The organism is Mangrovimonas sp. CR14 (genome assembly GCF_011764015.1).
GTDB classification, from domain to species: domain Bacteria; phylum Bacteroidota; class Bacteroidia; order Flavobacteriales; family Flavobacteriaceae; genus Mangrovimonas; species Mangrovimonas futianensis.
The window spans coordinates 218,135-243,179 of record NZ_JAAFZY010000002.1; the positions used below are offsets into that span (position 1 = coordinate 218,135).

A 25,045-nucleotide genomic window follows, 5' to 3' on the forward strand; every position below is an offset into this window, starting at 1 on the left:
TGAATATAAATTTTATTTTTTAGATTGTAAATACCACCATTTTATGGCTAATTTGTTTCCAAAAACTGTTTTTAAAATTGTCATTTTAGGGGTATTAAATTCTGGGATATCCTGATACAAATCATTCGCCTTTATCAAATAGTCAATGGCTATATTTTTCTGTTCCCCGTCAATATCCTGAGCATGCCAAAACAGGAATAAAGCCGCTACCTTTTTTCGGTAGGCATCCAACAAACCTTGCTTCTCAAATTCTGCGATCCATTTGTCATGAAATTGTAAAGATTTGAGTGCTCCACTTGAAGACACAATGCGGTCTCCGTCATGTTCTCTCCACAGCCCTGTTGTTTCAGGTAAATAATCAAACTTTCCACCAACCAAAACCCCCCTTAAGTTAAAATCAACCTCTTGATTTCTTCCTAAGCTTTCATCCCAAGGACCAATGGCATTAACGATATGACGTCTAAACAAAAAACTTAGTGTATGGATCACTCTGCCTCCATAGAATTGCTTAAGAGGGTCTTCCCATTTCTCCCCTTTAATTAAGATGTGTTCATCGACTGTACCATGATTCCAATCTCCATAAACACCATCCATTTCAGGGTTATTTTTCAAAAAATCCACCTGATGTTTTAGCTTATTAGGATACAATAAATCATCGGAATCTAAAAATTGGATATATTCGCCTTTAGACTCTAAAATTCCATAATTTCTAGCTGCAGGGGCTCCTTTATTCTCTTGATACAAATATTTAATCCTGAAATCTTCTGACTGATATTTACGGATCAATTCTTCTACAAGTGAGAAGGTTTCATCAATTGACCCATCATCAACGATCAGGCATTCAATAGGTCTATAAGTTTGACCTATTACTGACCTTAAAGTTTCAGGTATCATTGTAGCTCTATTAAAGCAGGGAATAATGATTGAAACCAACCCTTTTTCAAATTGACTTTTAATCCAGTCAGCCATTACAATTTCTTACTTTCTGTAGCCTTTTTCATCGTATCGTAATACATTTTGGCTATTTTGGGGACATTCCATTCTTCAAAGGCAGTTTTTTTATTCTTCTCTCCATGATTCTGATTAATCAAATAATATGTATTTTCTATTGCCTCTTTGAGGCTTCTATCATTTCCAACTTCAAATGTGGGGTTTCCTGTTTCCTCTAAAAGCTCACCAATATCCGATCCCTTTTTTCCAACTACAACCTTTCCAAATGTACATCCAAGTGTAATATTACCAGAATTAAGTTCATTGGTTCGGGGAATAAATAAGAAATCAGCTGCATTCAAATATAAATGAGCTTCTTCATCTTTAATAAATCCTAAATTAATACGCTTTCTTTTATTTTGAGCTGCTTTCCATTTGTCCCATTTCCATACCCACTCCCTTAATCGAATGTAACCGATTTTTCGACGGTTAATTTTCCAACCGGGGGCCAACAACACCTTGTTTTCATTTGAAATAAAACCAAAAGCTTTTTCAATCAATACTTTTTCATTCTCTTTGACGGCTCCAAACACGAGCATCACATTCGCTTCCTTTGGTATACCTAAAGCCTTTCGAGCCTCAGATTGGGTAGAAGTATTTGGTATAGAGGCATAATTATGATGCGGAATCACAACATGTTTAACATTAACATGCTCTGGATAAAATTCCTTAAACTGTTGAATGCTGTAGTTAGCAAAATGCACTACCACATCGCAATAAGAAGTTACCATTCTGTATAACTCAAGATAATCTTCATCATGTCTTAAATGAGGATATTGTACATGCCTTGTATAAATAATCGTAGAATGCTTTTTCCAATATTCCATACAATTCTTTATACGTTGGATTAGATCTTCTGGTACGGGGCAAGTTTCCCATAGATATTTTTGTATTTCATAAGACAAAAACTCTGGCCAGTGAATATGCACAATATCATAGTGATTTTTACAAGCCCAAAATTCTTCAAAATCATAGGTTACCTCAGCATGTGCTTCTAAACCTTTTTTAAGATCATCCATGAACAGATTATATTTCAAAGGAAAGCAAGCAAAAAGTATTTTCATGTTTTAAAGTTTATTTTTTTTAATTTATAATATGGTCATTAAAATGCCTATTAAAACTTATATATTCCCTGCCGCTTTTTCACGTTCCATCACCGCGTCATAAACGCGCTTCATACCTTCTTTGATTGATATTTTTGGCTCCCAACCTAAGTTTTCTTTCACCCAGGTCATATCGCAATAACGACTATGAACCCCCACTGGTTTATCTAGCAAGGGCTTAATTTCTGGACTGTATCCAGCAAATTCACAGAAAATGCCAATTAAATCCCTAAATGAGGTTAAAATACCTTGTCCAATATTAATGGCACGACCATCATGAATCTTGTCCATAGCTACCTCAACACAATCTAGCACATCATCTATATGAACAAAATCTCGTCCCTGATGTCCAGACCCCCATACTTCAAAAGGAGCTTCTTTAAAAACAGCCCTTCGAGCAATGGCAGGTGTTGGATAAGAATAATCTTGATCTTCGCCGTATCCCGAAAATGGTCTAATACAAGTTATATTAACACCATAATGCTTTGCTGTTATTTGTGCCAAAAATTCACCTGTTAACTTCGTCCAACCATAGGTCATATCAGGTTGACCCATATTATCAAAATCAATATCTGATTCCTTCAACTGAAGGGTATTAGATTCTGTTTGCAAACTGATGGGATAGGCTGCACTGGAGCTTGGATACAAAACTCGTTCAGGCTTGTGCCTACTAACCCAGTAAAAAAATTCGGAATCAATTGCTAAGTCTAAAGCCACCTGAATTGGGTCACCATCTATTTTGGCACGCCCCCCAACAATGGCTGCAAAATGAAAAACATCTGCAAATCTATCAACTCCCAAATTATATTTTACATTAAAAAAATCAGGGTCCTTTTCCAACTCGTGCAGAATAGCTCTAAAATCAGCTTTCAAAAACATCAATCGCTCATCTTCACCGTAGATTTCTAAACCATCAACTTCCTTGTACTTTGGAATATCCAACCAAGAATCTGGATGGGTTCCAACAGACAAATCATCTATAAATACAATACGGTCATTTGTTTTCTTAAATAGGCGTTTTACCATATTTCGGCCTACAAAGCCACAACCTCCCGATATTAAATGTGTTTTCATTATTATTTTCAATTTTTAAATTCAATTATCCTTGATTAATTGACCCATTTATCCTCACTAAGATCCCAACTTGTTGAAACCCCTAGTTTTTGAGCTAATAAATTTTGTTGCTCATTAAATAGGGGAAGTAATATTTTATAAGTTTTTATATTAAATTTTTCCCTTTTATCAGGTGAAGTCTTATTATGGATTGTTTCATCCGATATGGAAACTTTCTTTATGTCCAAAAAGTTAAACACCTTATTCATTTCTTTTTTCATGTCCTTTTTAAAATCCTCCATTTGAAGAATTAAAATTTGATTTTTATCAAATACATCAAAATATTTATTAATCCTATCGTAGTAGAGACTAGTTTTTAAAAAATTATCCCCCCACCCTACAATATCATCTACTCTATTTAATGGGTATGAAACACCTTTCCTTTTCATATGATAATAAACTGATTGCAGCCTTTCAAAAGGATTCCTAATAATGTAAATTAATTTTACTTCAGGGGATTCTGTTGAAATTTGTAATGGAATATCATGTTGATCTTCATAAAACTCCTGAGTGTAATAAGTTGAAGCATCGCAAAAATATTTTTGCTTAAAAAGCATATCGCTCATGAATTTTAGTTTCAAAAAATCTTTACTCCCTATGTCATAACCATTATTATCTTTCCAATATTTTTTTAAGTTATCATCAAAAATGAAGTACCCAGGTTCCTTTAATGGGCTGGAACAAGCTATTTCTGGGTGTTTACTTAAATAATTATATAATGAGGTAGTTCCACATTTTTGAGCTCCAAGGATTACCAAATTAGGAATACGATCTGAAACGTTAATTATTTCAAAAGTTTTTTTATTCAACCGATAACTATTTCCAATTCGAATTACATCCCTTGAAAGGTGTAATTGCCTCCATCGTTGTTTTAACCCTTTAAACATAATTTTTTTACAAAGAATCCTGAATGATTTTATTCAAAATACCTATATGCCTATCTATATTATAATTTGTTTTGATATGGTTCCTTCCTGCCTCACCCATTTCTCTGCATAAATCTTTATCCTTAAACAATTTTAACATATACTCAGACATGCCTTTGGAATCATATTCATCCACTAAAAAACCTGTTTTTTCATGTATAACAGCCTGAGGTATTCCTGCGTGTTTTGTTGAGACTACTGGTAATCCCGAAGCACTTGCCTCTAAAATAGTGTTCGGTGTCCCTTCCGCATCCCCATATGACGGTTGTACAGAATGCTGAACAAACATGCAGGCATTTTGAAAATAGGGCATTAACTCATCATGCGGCACACCTCCCGTAAATGTGATTTTATCCTCAAACTCCCAAGCCTTAACCAAGGCTTTGCAATTTTCCAATAGCTCTCCCGTACCAACCATCACTAGTTTAGCCTCAGGGCAAGTTTTCACTAATCGTCGAAACGCATCTAAAATAAGTATGGGAGATTTGATATCGGTAAAACGCCCAACATAAAAAATGGTATTACCATAATTAGGTTGGTTATCATAAAAAAAAGGTCGAGGACCATAAGGATTGTATACAATCTTTTCTTTAGGTGCCCCTAATTCTAATAAGGCATCTGTCATAAAATGCGAAACACTAACTATTTTAGTGGCATACGCAAACATAGCTTTGTAAGCTTCTAATTTCGGTTTAATAAAATCCGTGCGATGAGCATCATGACCATGAAAATGAACAATTAAGGGTAGCCCAAGCTTTTTTGCATGAGGTGCTAAAGCCGCCCCATTATGTCCAAATTCCGCAAAAATCAATTTCACCTTGAATTTCTTTACGAGCCCCTCAATAGCATCATGCCTACCTTCAAAGCCTTCCCTTTGTTGGGCAACATATTTGTGATATATAAATTGAGGTAACAACTTTTTAAGCTTAAACAACAAAGGTTTGGCGCTGTAAAACAATTTTATTTGCCTACCGTTGTGCATTAGATTATGAGAGGGTCCTCTTAAAATGACTTTATCACTATCTATCAACTCCTCATGAGCCCTTATAAATGAACCACTGAAATTACTTAAACCTGCTTGAACTAAAAGAATAGCCATTGTTATTTTTTAAAATATTTTTTGTTTAATAGCACGCACTTTAAATTTTATTTTTTCTATCAATGATAGTTTTGGCTTTCTCCTGTCAGCTCTTGCAAGATATGGATTAACAGGCGGCAATTCAAACTTCTTATGCATCTTTATTTCCTGAAGCAAAGAACTCACTTTCAAACCATTGAAAAAATCTGCATATGCCTTGTGACATCTTGCTTGAGAGAAGTTATCCTCAATAAGTTTTCTGGCATTATTAGACAAAAGGTCCCACTGCTTAGGACTATTTTTAATTTTTGTAATAGCCTGTATAAAGTCGTCGTTTCTATCCTTAACAATATATCCTGTAACCCCATTTTTGATCTGTTCTGATATACCGCTTTTCATATCTAGGCAAACAGGAACAACCCCACAAGCCATAGCCTCTAAAATTGAAATCGGAAGTCCCTCATAATCAGAAAGCAATACTATAACATGGGAATCCAATAACTTCTTTTGAATCTCTTCACTAGGGATATTACCTCCCAAAGAAATTGGTAAATCTTTTCCATCTGTTTCCAAAATTTCCTCAACATTCCTTTTATCTGGTCCATCTCCATAAATAATCGCTTCAACTCCATTAATGGATGTTACCATTTTACAAAATGACTTGGTCACTTCAGAAATCCGTTTTTGCTCTTCAGACAACCTCCCAACATAAACAACCCTTAATGTATCACCAGACCACATAGATTTTTGTTCTGGAATAATGACCCCATAAGGAATTCTTTCTAAGACAATTTTTTCTTTATTAGGAGATTGCTTCAATTGCAGTTCTAGCTCTTTAGATACTACTACCATGCCGTCTAACCTAAAAGAAGTTTTCCCATCTATAAATTCCTTTTGAATGGCATGATAGAAGGGGTCATCTGAATGGGAAATACCCACCACCTTTATCCCTGCTTTTTTTATCCATGGGGTGGCCAAATAGGCTGGCACAACTAAATTAGGAACAAACACATGAGGGATATCAGATTGTAATTGACCTAATAACCAAGAAATATTTTCCTCTGTATAATAATTAAACTGAGTACCCTTAAAAGGGATTTTATTTTTTAAAAGGTGAGTTGTAAGCGGACCACTAGACCCCACGTGATAAAAAATTAGACAATTCACCGAAAAACCTGCTTCCTGTAATGATGGCAATAAATGCATCAACCAAGTCACTGGACCACCTACACTGTCTGGTTTATCATATGCGCAAAAGGTAATCTTCATTTGCCCCTAATTTCCATTATAAATATTATCCAATTTCTTTGAAACCACCCTCCAATCATACTCTTCTAAAACCCTTTTCCTAGCTTCACGACCAATCTCTTCATCTTTCAATGATTCTAAAGTTTTATTTTTCAAATCCTGGATATCACCCAATTCATAATAATACCCATAGTTACCATGATCTATCGCCTCCATACTGCCAGGCTCATTAGAAACAACCACGGGTTTTGAATGCGCCATACCTTCTAGGACCAAGGTTGGCAATCCTTCACGTTTAGCAGTACTTACCAAGACCGAACAAGCTGCTATATAATGTTGAATGTCCTTTTGAGAAACACCATCCATTACCAATAAATTGTTTGGAACATCCACTTGGTATTCTTCTTTCAATAATTCATCACTTAACCCGTGACCAATCATAACAAAACGATACTCTGGCAAACTAATAGCCAGCTTAACGAATTCTCCAGGATTTTTGACAGGATCATGTCGACTCACATTTAAAATGTAATCTTTGAACCCTAGTTTTTTGAAGGCAATTTGATCATTTCCTTCATCACACAGTTCCACATCAACTCCATTCGGAAGATAAATAGTATCAATATTGTTATTCTTTTTAAGAAACTCCCGTTGCCACTTTGCAACAGAAAGTTTAACATCGGCATGCTTTGCTTCATTTTCAAGAGCCTTATTGTAATCATCTTGCCACTTTTTCATGGCTTCATTATTGGCATGCTCGGGAAAATAAGGCAGATGATAGGTATGCACCCAATAGAAACCTTGAGTTTGTTTTAATCTACACCACTCAATATACCAAGGATAAACATGGGAGTGCAAAACGGTTCCATGTTTGGGTTCAAATTTAAAAAATAAGTCTTTGAATCTTTTCTCAAAATCCCACGCATTAAAGCGTTCCATCATTTGATCACTAGGAATTAAATCAATCTTTAAGGAAGAGTACTTTTTAATTGCTACGATATGATTTCTCACTCCTCCAGACTGTGCAAAATTAGCACCTAATAAAACTTTGGTTTGACTTTTTTTTAATCCTACAAGCCAATTTTTAACCTTTTGCTGCTTTCTCCAAAGAATAAATTGGTTATTCTTTTGTTCATAGAACTGTTTAAATCTAAATTTTACTGATGACCATTTGGGAATTCTTGTTCTCATAAGCTTATTATTTAATCAAATGATTCATTTTTAACAGGCTGAACAAAATAATTTTGCTTAAGAAAAACTTCATCTAATTTTTTTGTCACTTCTTGACACAATTTTTCAATTTCAGGGTTAATGATAATATCCTTTCCTTTCTTGATCGAATCTGTTCTAAAAACAAAATCATCTTCAGGAAGTTCGTAGGTATATCCCCAAAGCTCACAAATCTTTTTAATCACAAGGTGATAATTATTCATGAAATACTCGTACTTGAGCAATTTTAATGTTGGAATGTTTTCAAATTCGTATTCAAAAAAGAGCATGTTCCTAATATACCAATACAAAGCAGTAGCATCATATTTTGTCATTCCCTTATTGTTAAAATCAATAGCTAATTGCCTTAAGTGTTCTGGAATTCTTTCTGCCCGCCAATTATCAGAAACATTTCGAATAATTAAATCTAAATGATGTTCACCAATATTTTCTCCAAATTTTTTATGAAAGGAACTAATCACATCTTTATAATTGCGATACATCCATATTCCTACTGAATTTTCAAAATCTCTCAGAACTATATCGGCCATTTGAGACTCCACCAAGGGTTTAACTAGCACAAAAGGTTTTTTGTTTTCATTAATCCTTTTTTTTACAACATCAATTGACAGAAATCTCAACCCTTCATCGCCATCTTCTGTTAGTGGACTAAACTCATGATATCCCTTCACTCCAAATAACTTCATAAGAAAGTCTATAGTTATAGTCGTCCCCGATCGTTGTACTCCAAAAATGAAAAGTATATTTTTTTTCCCGAATAGTTTAAGATATTTTTTTAACACAAAGCTTATTACTTTGTATTTAAGTTTTTTGTTATACTTTACTAATTCAATGTACTTGTAGGCTTTAAGTTTTTTTTGCATCAAGACCCTAATTTTTAATTGTGATCACATTCAATCATTAGATTTTGTTGAAAACTTTCTTTTAAGTTTTAGGAATAATAGTTTTAAAACCGCATTAAAAGAGGTTATTCCATCTAAATAATTTAAATCGTCTATATACTTATATTTATATTCATATTCCTTATTCTTGATAAACTGCTCTTTAAATTTGTTGATTTCATAATCAACAATATGGATTTTGGCTTCTTTTTTTATGGCCTCTTTAATTGGTTCAGCATATTTGTATTTGGTATACTCGTTAAAATTAGTGTACAACGTGCACATATTTAGAAACTTCCCATAATTTTGATGATTAAAGGAATTAGACACTCCATCCACATGTAATCTGTAAGCAGACATTGATTCTTGCAGCACTTTTACTGGACCTTTAAGACTCAAAAGAAGTCTTAAAATTATATCCAACCCTTTTATTTTATATAACCATTCTGGCTCAATTAAAAACTCCTTCCGAAACAATAAGCTACTACTATGTATTCTCACTTTGTTTAAGATAAGATCTTCGGTAGTGAGCACATCAGACCCATTATAAATATTTCCAAAACGGTGGTCGTCTTCAAAATTTCCATCGGAAACTTGCTGTGTTTTGTGTGAACACGCAGCAAATTGGGGATTACGCTCTAGAAAAGAAACCTGTCTTTGTAATTTCAAGGGGTCGGTCCAATAATCATCCCCATCACAAATGGCAAAATATTTACCTTTGGCTCGAGGATAATTAAATCTAGGATTCATTCCTGACTTGTACTTCGAATACTGATTTTCCCTCTGATAAATAACTTTAAAAATATCGGGATATTTCTGTTCATATGCCTTTAGTATTTCTGGAGTTTTATCCGTTGAAGCATCATCATTTATTAATACTTCATAATTAAATTCTACTTTTTGAGACAAAAAACCATCTAAAGCTTCTTTTATATAGGCTTCATGATTGTAAGTAACACAGCAAATACTTACCATTATGACTGGTTCTCCATTAATAGGCTCACTAGAAATGTTGATGTTCTTAACATCACTACCCATCTTGTTTAAGGCTTTTAATTTGCAAAAACTTTTTATACCATTTGGCCCGTTTAAATTTTTCCGACGAATCTATGTTTTGATATTCTGGCTTCTCGTGCCGTTCCATTTTTTTTAAGTCCTTATACAGTTGATTATATTGGTATTCTTGCAATAATGCATACTCGAAATCATAGACCAAAAACTTCATTTCTTCATGGCAGGTATATTCAATAAATCTAATCTGTTCTTCTGAAAGGCTCTGTAAATATTTTCTCGAATTATTTTTAATTATTTTCTTTTGAAGGTTTTTCCAATTATCAGTCTGAACCGCATTTTCCTTTGAAATTTTGTTTTTGTGATATTCAACCATTGTCGCTTCAAAGTCAACCGCTAAAAACTCGCAAATTCTTCTTAATTCATATTGCTGATTGGTAATTAAGTCTTCATACTTTACAAGTAAAATACGACTCCCATTTCCCTCATAAAATTTGATGGTCTCTTTTTGGTCATTTCTCCAAATTTCTGCAGCACGCACGATATCTCCCCTATGCACAGGAGATTTAGTCCAAGATAGTGCCATGTCCCTAGGGTCGCGCACTAACCAAATAAACTTACTCTCTGGGAATTTTTCTTTAATAAAATTAAAAAAGCCATAGGTTTTAACCTCTTTGACAAAAACACGTGTTTTGTTGTGAATTTTGGCCTCCTCTTGATATAAATGACGAAAAACTTCTTCCAGATTTCTAGGAGAAACGTTCAATAATTCTTCTTTAGAGACATTTAACGCCCAAACACCAATTTTACAATAAAAAAATTCGTGAAAGTCATCGATAAACCGAACCCAATTATCCTCTTCATTAAGGTTGCCGTAACCATCCATAACATCGCTAAAAGTTTTTAGCAAATGTGGTGGCGTTGGCCCGCAATAGTTAGAGTGATTATCCAGTAGCTTCGTTATTAGGTTACTACCAGAGCGTTCGGAACTAATTAAAAAATCAAAATTCATTTTTCTAAAAACCCTTCAAGATGAGTATGTTTTAAATCGTTTTTAATCTCATTTAAAATTAATGGATTGAGCTCTTTTTGCCATTTAGAATCACTGCGTTTTGTTTTAAATACACTATAAGCATCTTCATTATTTTGTAAACGACTGTCTTTTATGAAGTCATATGTTTGCGCCTCCATGTTTAACTCACAAAAATCAAATATTTCCTTAACCATTTGCTTTTCATTTTTTAATAGGTCGCTGTAATGAACTAATAAGAATCGATTAGGGTACTTGGCATTTAAACTTAAAAACAACTCGGCTACCTCTTTCCACTTTTCATAGCCATTAAATTCCTCAACTTTATTTAAGTTTTTTAAGTTAGCATAACGCCATTCCTCCAATTCCTTCCAGTTTTTTTCACGTCTAAATTCTTTTGGAGCTTTTAACCAAGAATTAATCACTGCCATAGGGTTCCTAATCAGCCCAATTACCTTAACTTCTTTATCCTTTTCTAATAAATTTTTTAGAATGTGGTGATATCTAACCTCTTTATAAACAATATGAGTTATTTCTTGCTTCTTAAACTTGAGGTCTATATCCTTGGCAACCCCTTCTTTTTGTAACACAAATTTATCATTTGTATGGAGAATATCCACAAAAAAATTATCAATATCTGAAGTTGTTGATTCTGGTGTTAACTGCCCTTTATGCCCAAATGAAAAAAGCGGCTGAAAACGGTAAGCTACATAAGGGCTCGAGTCTAGGATACTACCTAACCAGCTTGAGCCTGAACGTGGGACGCTATGAATCGCTATTTTTTTCATTAAAACAAGGTATACTGACTTAACATGCTTTTTACTTCATCTTTATCATTAAACATAAGGGCATCTATTATAGATAGGCCATTAATAAAATCATCATTATACTGTTTATACTTTGGTAACCCATGTTTTAAAAAAGAAAGCTCAATTCCGTTTTTTTTGAAATCACTTTTTTGATATAAATCCACTCCACCACTTACATTAATATAGCTTTTTGCTTTGTTATGTAAGCAAATATTTATTACCCTATCCGTTCTTTCCATACCCCTAGACTTTGAATATGTTTCTGAACTTGTTTCAAAGGTAACCGATATATTCAAGAATTTAGTAATTGCTTTAATGCTCTCCCCGGCCAAGGAAGAAATAAGGTCATAATCTTGATTAAATACGTCCTCAATTATAGGATATACCGAACAAAAAAATGGAGCTTTCGAATAATTTTGTTCTAACGTTTTAAAAAACTTTTTTTTAAATTTTGGGTATAGCGCTTTATTAATTTCTGTTTCACAAATTAAATTGTTAGGACTTAAACTCTTTATCGGTATAGTAAACCACCTCCCTTGTCCACTATTCAATATCCTATTTCGATTAATCCAGCCACCTTTAATAAAATTGACATCATCATAAACCACAAATTTATCCACGGCTTCAATTAATTGGAAATACCCCAGGTAAGGAAAAACATAAGGTTGCATGATCCCGACTGTCATTTTAACTATTTTTTAGTTTTAATAAAAGTTGAATAATAAATTCTTGCTCCTCTTCCTTTAAATCGTAATAAAGTGGCAAACAAAGTATGCGTTTAGCAATATCTTCTGCAATAGGCATTTCCTTATAAGTTACTATCGCTTCTAAAGTATTTACTGCGGGGTAAAAGTAGCGTCTCGGATAGACTTTTTCTTTATTCAGTAACTGTTCAGCATTTAGTAATTGCTCTTCAGAATCAAAAATGATTGGAAAATAGGAGTAATTTGCTCCGCCAAATTTCAATTCTTGAAAACTTATACCTTCAAATCCTGACAGTGCATCCTTATATATGCCGTATTTTGCTTTTCTATCCTTTAATACTGAATCAAAATATTTCAAATTTGCTAACCCTAGAGCTGCATGAACTTCGGTTACTTTACCATTAAAGCCCTCCTCGACTATAGCTTTTTTTTGGTCATGCCCAAAAAATCTAATCCGCTTTAGTTTTTCGAACAGCTCTAGATCTTTGGTAATACATGCACCACCTTCTGCTGTATTAAATAGTTTTGTAGCATGTAAGCTTGTTGCTGATATGTTTCCATATTCTAAAAGACTTTGCCCTTTATATGTAGAGCCTATTGCATGCGCAGCATCATATATCACCTTTAATCCATACTTTTTAGCAATTAAATCTATAGCCTCAACATCACATGGATTACCAAATACATGTACAGGCATTATAGCCACTGTATTCGGAGTGATACAAGCTTCTAACTGTGTAGGATCTATATTAAGGGTATCTGGTTCTATATCGCAAAATACAGGAGTGCATCCCTCCCACTGAATAGCACTAAGTGTAGCTACCCATGTAAAAGGTGTGGTAATAATTTCCCCTTTAACCCCAAGTGCTTTAATAGCCATTTGTATGGCAATCGTACCGTTTGTAACCGCAACAAAATGATTGATATTCAATTTTTTACAAACCTCTTGTTCTAATTCTTGAACTAAAGGTCCGTTATGGGTTAATATTCCTCTGTCCCAAACCCCGTTTAAAATTTCAGTAAATTCTTCTAATGGGGCGAGCGTAGGCTTCGTAACAAATATTGGATTATTAGGCATTATTTTTCAAATTTATTTCATGAATTAATTGTGCTTGCACCAAGTTTTGAGCGTTTTCTAGTGCCTTAGCTTCTTGGTTACTAACTGAATGAAAAAAGTAGGAAAGCATATTCGCAAAATGATTATCTGATGGTAGCTTTACAATTTCCTTTTCTTTTCCATTAATCCCCAATTCAAAAATTGGATTAAGATCGCTCGGAGCGGTAAATAGTCTATTGGCACTTACTTTTCCTTTTGTCCCTATGATTTGAACACCACATTGATAGTAATGATCAAATCCAAACGTCAAACTAGCATACTTTCCGGTTTCCGCTTGTTTTAAAAAAGCACCTCCCCAAATATCAACATCAAAACCTACAGGTGTATTTAATGTGGCCCCTTCAACATGCAATCCATTGCCAAGTATTATGCTACTAATTTTAACTGTGTATGCGCCTGCATCCAATAAAGCTCCTCCACCTAAAGTCTTGTCGTAGCGGATATTATTCTTGTCTCTGAAAGGAGGAAAACAAAAATTGGCGTTTAGCGATCTAATATCACCTATTACACCGGTTTGAATTAAATTGAGAAGATACTGTAACTGGCTATGAAATCTAAATTGAAAATTCTCCACAAGAAGCAAACTCCTCTCCTCTGCCAATTTAACAAGTTCATTCACTTCTTTAAATGAAACACCAAGCGATTTTTCTACCAATACATGAAGACCCTTACTTAATGCCATTTTAGCATATTGAAAGTGTAACGCGTTTGGAAGTGGTATATAAATCGCGTCTATACCCTCCTCATTAATTAAATCTTCATAGCTAAAATAGGGTTTAACATCAAAAGCTTTGGCAGTTTTTATGGCTTTTACTTTATTCCTAGAGGCAATTCCAACAATAGTAAACTTATCGTCCTGCTTTTTTAATTCTGGGATTATGGAACGTTTGGCAATATTTGCTGTTCCTAGTATTCCTATTCTTATGGCCTTCATATATAATTAGCTTACAAAATTTGTTGCCGACAGTAGTGACCTAGCCTGTATGTTGATATAATTATTGTATTGCACAAATGTTTGCAGTTGATTTATGGTCATCCATATGTAGTTTTCAGGGAGAGCTACATCTATTTCATCACCAGCCAAAACAATCATATTTCTATTTTGCTCCTTATAAAAGCGTCCGCCCTCTTCAGACTGAATGGTATCAAATACGGTTTGGTGCTCTGGGATATTTAATACATAATCCAAAAACGGCAATCTCCCGGTCTCTGTCCTTCTATAATTTCCAGTTAAACATTGTACGGTTGGTGCAAACTCAATAATATCAAAATTTCCACATTCCAATTTGGCTTGAACTGCATAATGCAAAATACCATTTATTTCCTTGCAAACAAAGGCACAAATACCCTCTTGCGCTGGCTCTATTAAAGGTTGCGTCCATTTTAATACTTCTCTATTCCCTATATTTACTTCAACAGCAATAACTTTAAAATACTTATCTTCAATATGCCTTATACAATCATTTTCTATAACCCATTCCTCTAGATTGGAAAGTGAAGTTCTGTTTATCTCTAGTTCAAACTTACACTTCTGTCTAGTAATAAAACTAATTATCTCTTCTTGAGAATGCAGCGATTTATTAACCAACATTGTAGATTGCAAGCTCTTTTTCTGAATTGATTCGGTGTTTATAAAAGGTTTTAAAAAACTAATATTGTTGTAATCTTCGAAACTGTAATCTCCGAAGGAGATGCCAGAAACAACTGTTCTTACATCCATATTAACAACATTATTATGAAACATTAATTTTTTAATTTGTCCTAAAGTGAGCCAAATGAAGTTGTCTAACAGTTCAATATCTTCATCAATTTTAATTATGATATTGCGATTTCTTTTCTTTAAAAACCTCGCTCCTTGCTCACTTTGTAGTTGATCTAATAGAATTTGCTCTGGTTTGGCGTTTACAAAGTAATTTAAATAGGACGGCGCTTTACCTCTGTGCGATCTGGTATAATTACTTTTGGTTGCCTGAAGAGTTGGTGATAACTGGACATAATTTACGTTTCCTGGTTCAATTTTTGCTTGAACTAAAAAATACAAAACTCCGTTAAACTCTTTGGTGATAAAACCCAAATAACCAATTTCTGGTTGGTTAATAATAGGTTGCGACCAACTATTTGTGCGTCCCCAATTAGTTTTAACACTTATTCCCTCAATAGAAAAAAACTTTCCTGTGTCATGTTTTAAGACAGATTTTTCTTTGTCGAACCCCCATAATTCCAAAGCAGAAAAAGGTATTTTATTTACCTCAACAGAAACTTTTTGATTTTGCTTTTTAATCCAATCCAATGTTTCTTCAAGTGTTAATAAGGTGCTTTCTGTGCACAGTGCAGATTTAAGAAATAATATATTTTTATCGGTAATCACATTCTGAAGATTTAGGATTTAAATTTTGATACCTATTTTTTAACAAATATACCTAAGCAAAATAGATTCATTCGAAATTAGATTCAATTATTAACAATTTAATTATACAAATTTATTATTAGAGATTCTTGATTTATCAATATCGTTTATAAAATAAAACTGAAGGCAAAAACTTAATTTATAAGTTATTACTTTGAAACTAATTCTGTCCATTCTCCTGGCACGACTGAAGTCGCCCAAGTTGCTCCAACAGCCTTCACATTAAAAAACATACTATTGGTAACCCGACAATAAAACTGTTTTGAAATGGGGTCTGAAGCTCCAATCGTAATGCTAAACTTATCTGAAGCCAATACTAGTCTTGGAATAACAACATTATAGGTTCTCGTCGCGTTCGAATTATTGGTAAACGGCTTCCTGGTAATTTCTGAATTTGTTGAAATAACCTCTCTTAACCGTCCATCGAAAGCAGTAATAAATAAATGAAATGAAGATATTCTACTTGAAATTTTCAATGTGATGTTAAGTTTTAAATCATCATAGGTTTCTAAAGTTACATTGTCTGTATTCACATAGATTTTCAAATTAGGATCGTAAATTTCAATTTTTTCTAATTCAACATCTCCTGTTCCTTGATTGATTCGTTCCGGAGACTCAAACATATTTACATATTGCTGTATTCCTTCAGCCAAATCGTTAGTCAATAACTTTTCCTGGCCTTTATCCATTAATAAAACACGGTTACAAATACGAGCCACCATCGGCATACTATGACTCACAAAAATCACAGCACAATTAGGAATGAGTTCACCCATACGATTCAGACATTTTATGACAAAACCCAAGTCTCCAACCGCTAATACTTCATCCACAATCATTATATCCGGTTCCATTTGTGCAGCAACAGCAAACCCCAAACGAACTTTCATTCCTGAACTATAATTTTGCACAGGTGCATCTATAAACTCCCCAATTTCTGAAAACTCTATAATAGCTTCTAATTTGGCATCTATTTCTTTTTTTGAAAACCCGAGAACCGCTCCGTTATTGTAAATATTTTCGCGACCGGTCAACACTGGATTAAAGCCCGCACCCAACTCAATCAAAGCCCCTACCCTCCCCTTCATAGTAACTTTTCCTTGATCTGGCGTTATTAGCCCATTTAAAATTTTTAGCAGGGTCGATTTTCCAGCGCCATTATGTCCTATCAAACCCAAACATTCTCCTCGACGCAACTCAAAATTAATATCTTTAACTGCCCAAAACTCATCCTTTCGTAAGATATCTTGATGCTGTCCCCTACTAGAGAAAGTGAGGCCTACATCCTTAATACCATACCACAAAGAGCGCTTAAAATCCTTACAAAATTTTTTGGAAACTGCCTCACAGGTAATCAGTACTTCGTTATTATTTTGACTCATCTGAAATTCTAATTTTATTTAGGCCCCTACCCGTTCAACTATTATGGGCATGGTAATGCGATACAATACCCACCCAAAAAACATCACTATAATTGATACCCCCAGTATCACCCAAAATGGCCAAATTGTAGGTACCTCTTCATTGGTAAACCAGCTCCTTGGTATTGCGGTCATATAGTAAATAGGATTATAGGTATTAAACAACCTACTAATGCCTGATTCTGGCATGGGGTAAACAATAGGCGTTGCATACATTAACACCTGTGTAACTATGGCTAACATGCGCTTAAAATCTCCATACAACATTTTAAAGGGGATTAAAAACACTCCAAAACTAAAACCAAATAGAATGGCTACCAATGCCCCCAACGGAAACAACAAAATAGTCCAACCTAAACTGAAGCCCAGAACTAAAGTAATAAGCACCAATGCCATAAATTTCAAACCAAAATCGAACAGCACTTTATAAAAGGCATTAATAAGTAAAGCCTCCCTCGGAAAATTAAGCTTTGACATAATACTTTTCCCCGCCATCACGGCATCTGCCGGCATATTCAAAGCATGAGTAAATGTTGTAAATAGCACAGTACCACACATCACAAAAATAGGATAAGGCACACCAGAGTCTGTAATATTGACAGCTCCGGATGAGTTTAAGAACACCCATAACCCAGCAGATAAAAAAGGTGGAAATATAGCCCAAATAATACCTAGAACAGACTGCCTAAACATAGCCTTAGTATCTCGGAGGAACATCTGTTTCCCTAAAAAACGTGCCTCCAAAAGATCGGAAAACATTTGCAGAAGCGAAATTTCCTTTTTTGAATTTTTAGAGGGCTGATTGACAAAAACTTTTAATTGAGATGTCTCCATTAAATATTTTTCACTAGTAAAATAATATTATCATTCATTATTTATAAAGAAGACTATTTCCCTATAGTATAAAACTTAAATCCTAAATCGCTCATTTGGCAATAATCCAACAACCGACGTCCATCAAATACAAAAGCTGGTTTCATCATACTTTCGTAAACCTTACACCAATCATAAGATTTAAATTCGTCCCACTCGGTTAGAACGGCCACTGCATGAGCATTATCCATAGCTCTGTATGGGTCATTAACCACAGTAACCCGATTCATAATATCTTCAGAAGACAAAGTTCCTAGATACTCCAAATCTGAATAGATTTGCTCCTCAGTTACTTTTGGATCGTAAACAACAATATTCGCTTGCTCTTGAAGCAAATGTTCTGCCACATAAATTGCTGCACTTTCTCTAGTATCATTGGTATCCTTTTTAAAGGCCCATCCTAAAAATGCTATTTTTTTGTCTGCGATCGTATTATAAAGCGTAGTTATAATTTTTTTAGCAAAACGATACTTTTGATAGTCATTCATAATAATGACTTGCTCCCAGTAATCTGCCACTTCATTTAACCCAAGAGACTTGGAGATATAAACCAAGTTTAAAATATCTTTTTGGAAACAAGATCCTCCAAAACCTACAGAAGCCTTTAAAAACTTAGGTCCTATCCTAGAGTCTTTCCCTATGGCTCTTGAAACTTCATCAACATCAGCCTCGGTTGCTTCACACAACTCAGAAATAGCATTTATGGAAGAAACTCTTTGCGCTAAAAACGCATTGGCTACCAATTTTGATAATTCTGAAGACCAAACATTGGTCGTTAGAATTTGCTCTCTGGGCACCCAACTAGCATAAATATCCACCAAGGCCTGCATTGCTTCTTTTCCTTCAGGTGTATCTTCACCTCCAATCAAAACTCTGTCTGGGCTTTGCAAATCTTCCACGGCTGTTCCTTCAGCTAAAAATTCAGGATTGGATAAAATCGAAAATTTATGTCCATTTCCTGTGTTTGCCAAAATACTTTTTACCGCTTGTGCCGTTCTAACCGGAAGCGTTGATTTCTCAACTACAATTTTATCGCCTTTAGAGACTCTAGCGATTTGTCTCGCACATAGCTCAACATATTTTAAATCAGCCGCCATCCCCTTTCCTTCTCCATAGGTTTTAGTTGGCGTATTTACCGAAATAAACACCATTTCAGCAGCTTCTATAGCTTGGTCCACTTCAGTAGAAAAGAACAGGTTTCGCCCTCTCGCCTCCTTAACAACCACATCTAAACCAGGTTCATAAACAGGAAGATTATTAAGATCTTCATCATTCCAAGCAGCAATTCTTTGCTTGTTCAAATCGACTACCGTCACATTAATATTGGGATTTTTTTGGGCAATGACTGCCATTGTAGGACCACCGACATAACCAGCTCCTATACAACAGATATTTTTGATTTTCATTAAGATATTATTTTGAAAATAACTTTATTACGAAGGTCAAATATAGGTAGTTTTTAATTAATTTGATTTAAGAAATCATTAGGATTTAGACTTTAACAATTTCTTTTAATTAGAACTATCTATTATTGAAAATACTCTGATAAATCACACTGAAATTTAGAAATATGCCTATTATATCAAAGTAAAACCTATTTTTCGGCAAGAAAAACCAGAGTCACCAGATCACATTAGGATCAAAATATATCATTCTCATTCAACCTAAATATTAACTGAAAATTCCTCAATAATTTCACCTCAAATAATTAATTTCGAATATAAATACCTATAAATATTTGATTCCCTCAAAAACAACATAAAACAGTTGACCCAGAAGATAAAAAACCTAGGGAGCTTTTAAATTGTAACACCTTATTTAACAGCGCATCTAATCGATAAAAACAGTGCAATCAACGTATTAATTTTTACTCAATACTATTTAATTAGTTGATTTGTATTAAATCATCTTATACCCATGAAACAAATCTTACTATTTTTTGCTATTCTAATGACCTCAATAAGTTTTGGTCAAACTATTTATCAAGCCGATTTTTCAACTAGTGTTGGCTTCACTCACTCAAGCAACAACCCACCAGCAGCAGCGCCACCGGAACAAATTGCCATTGGCCCCAATTTTTATTTGGGTTACGATGTTACTCCTGCTACAGACAACCAACAAGGGGATAACTATTTTAGGACCAATGGGTCTGTTATCGAGTCTCAAGATTTTGGAGGAGAAGCTTATTTTGAAAGTTTTCCCATTGATATTTCTAGTATAACATCTTTGAGTATTATAGGAATTGGAGACATCACTGGCGGAAACCCTTTTAATGGAGGCGGTTATTTGCAATGGTCTTATCAAATTGACGACCAACCATGGGTATACCAAACCCCTGCAATCACAAGTAATGCAGCTAATTTAAACACTCCTGCCGCTTGGACGAATATCACTGGTGTCGCTGGAAATGAGCTAAGAGTTCGTTTTTATTTTAGCTCTGAAGGAAATGCTAGTTTTGAGGTGAGCAGTATTGTTGTTGATGCATTGGAAATGACCAATTATTGTGACTCCAATTCTACTCCTGGAGCAGAAACCCTAACTTATATTTCTGGATTTGAATTAAATACTATCTCCAATTTAAACAATGGTGCTTCGGGATATTCAAATTTCACAAGCCAATCAACTACCTTGGAAGAATTGAGTACTTATACGGCAACAGTCACTGCCGTAAATAGTTTCTCATCAACATTTGTTCAAGGCTTCTCCGTTTATATTGATTATAATGGTGATGAAGATTTTGATGACCCATCAGAATTAGCCGCATTTATAGTTGACCAAGTATTACCTAGTGCAACTCCAACTGAAATTGAACTTACATTCACTGTACCACAAAATGTGACAAGCGACCCAACCAGAATAAGAATTATAATGGGCAACGGATCAATACCACCTGCACCTTGTGGGAGCTATCCAATAGGAGAGACCGAAGACTACTCACTTAACTTTATACCACCAACTGGACCTGTTGTTTACACATACAATGAAACAAATGGCGGTTGGGCGCCAGCCGATCCAAATGGTACGGCCGCAGCTGATAGTCAAATTATTGTTGAAGACGGAACAGCTAATTTCTACGCAAGTACTAATTTCACGGTTATGACTGTAGAACCTGCAGGAAATATTACTGTAGATTCTGGAGTTACTTTGACTGCTTCAAGCAGCATTAATTTTGTATCGTCCTCAACACAATTCCCAAGTATGATTTTGGATGGAGACATTATCGGAAATATGACATATTCCAGACATGTGAATGAATACATTCTTGGACCTAATGGAAATGATTTTATTTCAGCTCCATTAACGGGACAAACCTTTGGTGACTTTGCCAGTAATGCAACAAACAATATTAACCTATATTCTTATCCTTCAGACCCATCTGAAAAGTTTTTTGGGCCTTTTGAAAAATCCTCAGGCACATTTTTAACCTATAATGTTGACATTCCTGCTGAGAGCGGTGTCATCCTAGAACCAGCCATTGGTTTTAGAACAGGATCTGTTGACAATACAACTAATAGTACTTTTGTATTTGCCGGCGAAGCACAAAAGACAAATATTTCAATTCCAGTAAGTCATTCTGGAGCTAGTTATCCTTCTTGGAACTTAATAGGAAACCCTTATCCATCATATATTGCGGCAGATCAATTCCTTGCAGATAATTTGACTTTATTTGCTTCAGATGCGGTAGGTATTTATGGTTATAATGGCTTTGACAGCTATACCGTTTGGAACCTATCTTATGCCGTTGCAAATGATGCGAAGTTAGCACCTGGACAAGGTTTTATAATCGCTATACCTTCAGGAGGTGATGGAAATGCACTTTTCAGCACAGCAATGAGAACTACGGGGGACACTGATGATTTTGTGAATGGACGAGCTTCAAACATGAATATAGCCGAAATTAAATTGAAATTGACTAATGACTATCAAAGCAACTTAACAGGATTGTTTTTCCTAGACAATGGAACTTCTGGTTTAGATACAGGTTATGATACAGTTGTATTAGGAGGAGAAGCTGAAGAATTCGCTCTATTTTCTTCATTATTAGATGATTCATTATCTAATAAGGATTTTGCTATACAAACGTTATCCTATGAAGATTTAGGTTCAGAAGAGATTGCAATACCTTTAGGAGTTAATGCTGTTCAAGGCCAGCAACTTACAATTAGCATGCTTGAATCTTCCATTCCAGATGGAGTAACTGTTTTCTTAGAAGATACTCTTACTGGCACTTTTACTCTCTTAAACAATAACGACTATACCTTTAACTCTAATCAAGATTTATCAGGTACCGGCAGATTCTTTATAAGGTTTACGAATGAACAGAATTTAAGTATAGATGAAAATCAATTAAGTGATATTAAAATTTACAGTAAAAACAAAACCATTTTTATTACTGGTCAAACAATTGGAGATTCAATTTTTGAAGTAATAGATATTCAAGGAAAAAGACTAATCACGTCTTCGACCTCTAAGAATATCATGTATCACGAGATAGATGCCAACCAATTAAGTTCAGGCGTTTATATTTTAAAAATGAAAAATAAAAACCAAAACATTACCAAAAAACTAATTATTAATTAAATTGCGTGATTAAAATTGTAAATCCCATAAATTTTAAAGCTATTTATTGGTTTGCAATTATAATTAAGTACATTTGACCTAGTTTTTATTTAAAGAATCTTATGGAGAAAAATAATAACGACCAAATCACCAGAAAAGAAGCCATTAAGAAAATGGGTAAATATGCAGCTCTTACAGCTGCAGGCACATTTCTCATACTTAATCCTTTAAAGGCTCAAACCGAATCCCCTCCTCCCGGAGGTGGTGATAGACCAGGTAATTCTGGAGATAGTTTCGATGAATTATTTGAACAATAGATAGTTGAAAGGTAGCTTAAAACCTACATTTGCAAAATATATTGGAGGCAATTACATTATTTGGTTTGAAAAAACAAACCAATATGTAATTGCCTCTGACTTTTTATATCATCTCATAACCATCTTTTTAAATTCTGAAAACATAACAGAATTCAAACGACACAACAAGAGCACGTTTGATGAAACACAAGCTCGATTAACCTATAAGGAGCTTTCATCCTTTTTGTACGAAGCCAATTCACTACAAGTTGAATCTATCCCCAATGAAAAATTTTCTGATACCAAACTGGACTTAACTCCCGTTTCCAACTATTACTATTATATTGGGGAAAAATCATTGAATTTAAGATTTTCAGATGACCCCATATTTAATCTAATCAAGGAAAGGTTAAGTCAATTTAAAGTTCATAAGGCAAATGAAAATTTAATTTGCTTTGATTTTAAGATATCGAACGGTATTGCATATCTTGAAAAACAAGGACAACTAATTGCCAAATATCCTTACTCCAAAATGCATTATTTATTTGGGAAATTTTCAATGGAGTTAATCAGCAATCTTTACTCATTCCCGACTACCAGCTGGTTAGCCACTTTACATGCATCGACAGTTTGTGATGAAAACCAAGCTATAATGCTAGTTGGAGAATCTGGAAATGGTAAAAGTACATTAGCTGGACTATGTTTATTAAATGGGCTATCACTTCTAGCAGATGATTTCACTCCGCTATCAAGCAAATCCCTTAAACTTTATAAAAATCCGAGTGCTATATCAATAAAGGAAGGAGCTTTTAATCAATTTAAGAACATCCCAGACAACTTGAGAATTAGTGAGGCTAAAATAAATCCGAAAAAACAAATTGCAGTAAGGTATTTACAAGAGAAAGCTATTGATTTAACTACACCTTCAAGGAGATGCAACAAAATTGTTTATGTCCAGTATAGTAAAACAGAAGGGCAATATTTAAAATCAGTTTCTTCTGATAAAATTTTGAAATCATTGATTCCAGATTCTTGGATATCCCCAAAAAAAGAGCATGCAGAATCTTTTTTAAATTGGATTGGTGAATGTCAATTTTATGAACTAATTTATCATGAAAATAAGTTTGCCATTGAAAAGATTAAAACTTTATTTAAAAATAACCATATTGTTGATTGAATCATCCAGATTTGAAAACAGCTTACCATCTTTTAGGGAGTATATTATCCCAGACACAGAATGAGAAACAATTAAAATCTCTATTTCTTTCAAATGAAGTCAATTGGGAAGAATTTATAAAGATTGCCAGTAGTGAACTTATGCTTCCTGCAACTTATATAGAAATAAAAAATAAGCAACTGTTAAAATACACTCCAGAAGATTTAAACTCATATCTGGAAGAAATTACGAACATCAACCGAAATAGAAACAGAAAATTACTTTCTGAGGCAAAAGAAATTTCCCTAGCCTTTGATGAAAATCAAATCGATCACATATTTATAAAAGGCATTGCCTTAATTGCAATCAACCCTTTGGAAGATATCGGTTTTAGAATGATTGGCGACATCGATATCCTAGTTGATAAAGCCAAAATTGATCATGCATTTCAACTTTTAATTTCCAAGGGTTATAATGATTTAAGACCCTTTAATTATGAAATTAAGGACTACAGACATTACCCAAGACAAATTTCAAAGGAAAAATTTGGAGCCGTTGAATTACACCGAAATTTATTGACTACCAAAACTAATAATTTGTTAGATGCCTCAGAAATACTAACTAATAAAAGGTACTATTCAGGACTACCAGTGCCCAATCAAAAGGACGCCATAAAAATAGCCATTTACACCACACAAATAAATGATAAGTGTCAAAGTATTCCGAATGTGAAATTTAAATCAACCTATGATTCTATAATTTTGGGATTAAATACTCAATCAAAATTATTTCATGACTTAAAAGGCAATACTTTTTTTAAATTATTTACTAGCTTATCATCAATATATTTTGAAGAATTAAAACCTTTGGTTAATTACAAGGACAAACCTATTAAATACCTCATTTTTAAATTTTTCGCAAAAAGACCTCAATCAAAAAGAATTTTAATCAGTTCTTTAACAAAATTTCAAGCTGTAAATGAAAGATTACATCTTTTCACAACTAATAAAAGTTACCGCAAGCATATTTTATTAAATAAAATACTGAACAATAAGCCTTAAGAGAGGACAATTAATACAAGTAATTTTTTTT

Annotated in this window: 22 protein-coding genes; 4 read left to right on the forward strand and 18 right to left on the reverse strand. The window is 34.0% G+C overall.

The window, feature by feature from the left end; translation table 11 throughout:
• Positions 1–12: 12 nt before the first annotated feature.
• The 18 genes from GZ212_RS04295 to GZ212_RS04380 all read right to left on the reverse strand — a co-directional run bounded on the left by GZ212_RS04295 (position 13) and on the right by GZ212_RS04380 (position 19,347).
• Positions 13–969: a glycosyltransferase family A protein gene (locus tag GZ212_RS04295; protein WP_166957577.1), complete on the reverse strand. Its 957-nt coding sequence runs from the start codon at positions 967–969 to the stop codon at positions 13–15.
• Positions 969–2,054, reverse strand: coding sequence for a glycosyltransferase (locus GZ212_RS04300; protein WP_166957579.1), 1,086 nt, complete (start codon positions 2,052–2,054; stop codon positions 969–971). Before GZ212_RS04300 ends, GZ212_RS04295 begins: the two co-directional genes overlap by 1 nt.
• A gap of 57 nt (positions 2,055–2,111) precedes the next feature.
• On the reverse strand, positions 2,112–3,167 hold the full coding sequence (locus GZ212_RS04305; RefSeq protein WP_166957581.1) for an NAD-dependent epimerase/dehydratase family protein: 1,056 nt from the start codon (positions 3,165–3,167) through the stop codon (positions 2,112–2,114).
• 35 nt (positions 3,168–3,202) lie between these two features.
• Positions 3,203–4,015, reverse strand: a complete 813-nt coding sequence (locus tag GZ212_RS04310) for a sulfotransferase (RefSeq protein WP_206080381.1) — start codon at positions 4,013–4,015, stop codon at positions 3,203–3,205.
• A gap of 85 nt (positions 4,016–4,100) precedes the next feature.
• On the reverse strand, positions 4,101–5,231 hold the full coding sequence (locus GZ212_RS04315; RefSeq protein ID WP_166957585.1) for a glycosyltransferase: 1,131 nt from the start codon (positions 5,229–5,231) through the stop codon (positions 4,101–4,103).
• 9 nt (positions 5,232–5,240) lie between these two features.
• Complete coding sequence (locus tag GZ212_RS04320) at positions 5,241–6,479, reverse strand: glycosyltransferase family 4 protein (protein WP_166957587.1); 1,239 nt, start codon at positions 6,477–6,479, stop codon at positions 5,241–5,243.
• Between the two features lie 6 nt (positions 6,480–6,485).
• Positions 6,486–7,649: a glycosyltransferase family 4 protein gene (locus tag GZ212_RS04325; RefSeq protein WP_166957589.1), complete on the reverse strand. Its 1,164-nt coding sequence runs from the start codon at positions 7,647–7,649 to the stop codon at positions 6,486–6,488.
• 11 nt (positions 7,650–7,660) lie between these two features.
• Positions 7,661–8,374, reverse strand: coding sequence for a hypothetical protein (locus GZ212_RS04330; protein WP_166957591.1), 714 nt, complete (start codon positions 8,372–8,374; stop codon positions 7,661–7,663).
• 207 nt (positions 8,375–8,581) lie between these two features.
• Positions 8,582–9,607 (reverse strand): glycosyltransferase, encoded by a 1,026-nt coding sequence (locus tag GZ212_RS04335; protein ID WP_166957593.1) that lies wholly within the window; start codon positions 9,605–9,607, stop codon positions 8,582–8,584.
• Positions 9,600–10,592 carry a sulfotransferase gene (locus GZ212_RS04340; protein ID WP_166957595.1) on the reverse strand — a complete coding sequence of 331 codons (993 nt, stop codon included), beginning with the start codon at positions 10,590–10,592 and terminating at the stop codon, positions 9,600–9,602. The genes GZ212_RS04335 and GZ212_RS04340 overlap by 8 nt, the downstream gene beginning before the upstream one ends.
• A complete protein-coding gene (locus tag GZ212_RS04345; protein ID WP_166957597.1) occupies positions 10,589–11,398 on the reverse strand; it encodes a sulfotransferase domain-containing protein in 810 nt (269 codons plus the stop codon). Before GZ212_RS04345 ends, GZ212_RS04340 begins: the two co-directional genes overlap by 4 nt.
• Complete coding sequence (locus GZ212_RS04350) at positions 11,398–12,105, reverse strand: WbqC family protein (RefSeq protein ID WP_166957599.1); 708 nt, start codon at positions 12,103–12,105, stop codon at positions 11,398–11,400. Before GZ212_RS04350 ends, GZ212_RS04345 begins: the two co-directional genes overlap by 1 nt.
• A 1-nt stretch (position 12,106) precedes the next feature.
• Entirely contained in the window at positions 12,107–13,201 is a 1,095-nt protein-coding gene (locus GZ212_RS04355; RefSeq protein WP_166957601.1) for a DegT/DnrJ/EryC1/StrS aminotransferase family protein, read from the reverse strand.
• On the reverse strand, positions 13,194–14,174 hold the full coding sequence (locus GZ212_RS04360; protein ID WP_166957603.1) for a Gfo/Idh/MocA family protein: 981 nt from the start codon (positions 14,172–14,174) through the stop codon (positions 13,194–13,196). Before GZ212_RS04360 ends, GZ212_RS04355 begins: the two co-directional genes overlap by 8 nt.
• Positions 14,175–14,180: 6 nt before the next feature.
• Positions 14,181–15,608 carry an NDP-hexose 2,3-dehydratase family protein gene (locus GZ212_RS04365; RefSeq protein ID WP_370520442.1) on the reverse strand — a complete coding sequence of 476 codons (1,428 nt, stop codon included), beginning with the start codon at positions 15,606–15,608 and terminating at the stop codon, positions 14,181–14,183.
• 188 nt (positions 15,609–15,796) lie between these two features.
• Complete coding sequence (locus GZ212_RS04370; RefSeq protein ID WP_166957605.1) at positions 15,797–17,029, reverse strand: ABC transporter ATP-binding protein; 1,233 nt, start codon at positions 17,027–17,029, stop codon at positions 15,797–15,799.
• Positions 17,030–17,047: 18 nt separating this feature from the next.
• A complete protein-coding gene (locus GZ212_RS04375; RefSeq protein WP_166957608.1) occupies positions 17,048–17,902 on the reverse strand; it encodes an ABC transporter permease in 855 nt (284 codons plus the stop codon).
• 53 nt (positions 17,903–17,955) lie between these two features.
• Entirely contained in the window at positions 17,956–19,347 is a 1,392-nt protein-coding gene (locus GZ212_RS04380; protein WP_166957610.1) for a UDP-glucose 6-dehydrogenase, read from the reverse strand.
• 511 nt (positions 19,348–19,858) lie between these two features.
• Between GZ212_RS04380 and GZ212_RS04385 the strand changes: the two genes are divergently transcribed.
• The 4 genes from GZ212_RS04385 to GZ212_RS04400 all read left to right on the forward strand — a co-directional run bounded on the left by GZ212_RS04385 (position 19,859) and on the right by GZ212_RS04400 (position 25,014).
• A complete protein-coding gene (locus GZ212_RS04385; RefSeq protein WP_166957612.1) occupies positions 19,859–22,522 on the forward strand; it encodes a GEVED domain-containing protein in 2,664 nt (887 codons plus the stop codon).
• A 101-nt stretch (positions 22,523–22,623) separates the two neighbouring features.
• On the forward strand, positions 22,624–22,818 hold the full coding sequence (locus GZ212_RS04390) for a hypothetical protein (RefSeq protein WP_166957614.1): 195 nt from the start codon (positions 22,624–22,626) through the stop codon (positions 22,816–22,818).
• A gap of 4 nt (positions 22,819–22,822) precedes the next feature.
• Positions 22,823–23,974, forward strand: a complete 1,152-nt coding sequence (locus GZ212_RS04395; RefSeq protein WP_166957616.1) for a hypothetical protein — start codon at positions 22,823–22,825, stop codon at positions 23,972–23,974.
• Positions 23,971–25,014, forward strand: a complete 1,044-nt coding sequence (locus GZ212_RS04400; protein WP_166957618.1) for a nucleotidyltransferase family protein — start codon at positions 23,971–23,973, stop codon at positions 25,012–25,014. Before GZ212_RS04395 ends, GZ212_RS04400 begins: the two co-directional genes overlap by 4 nt.
• The last annotated feature ends 31 nt before the right edge of the window (positions 25,015–25,045 follow it).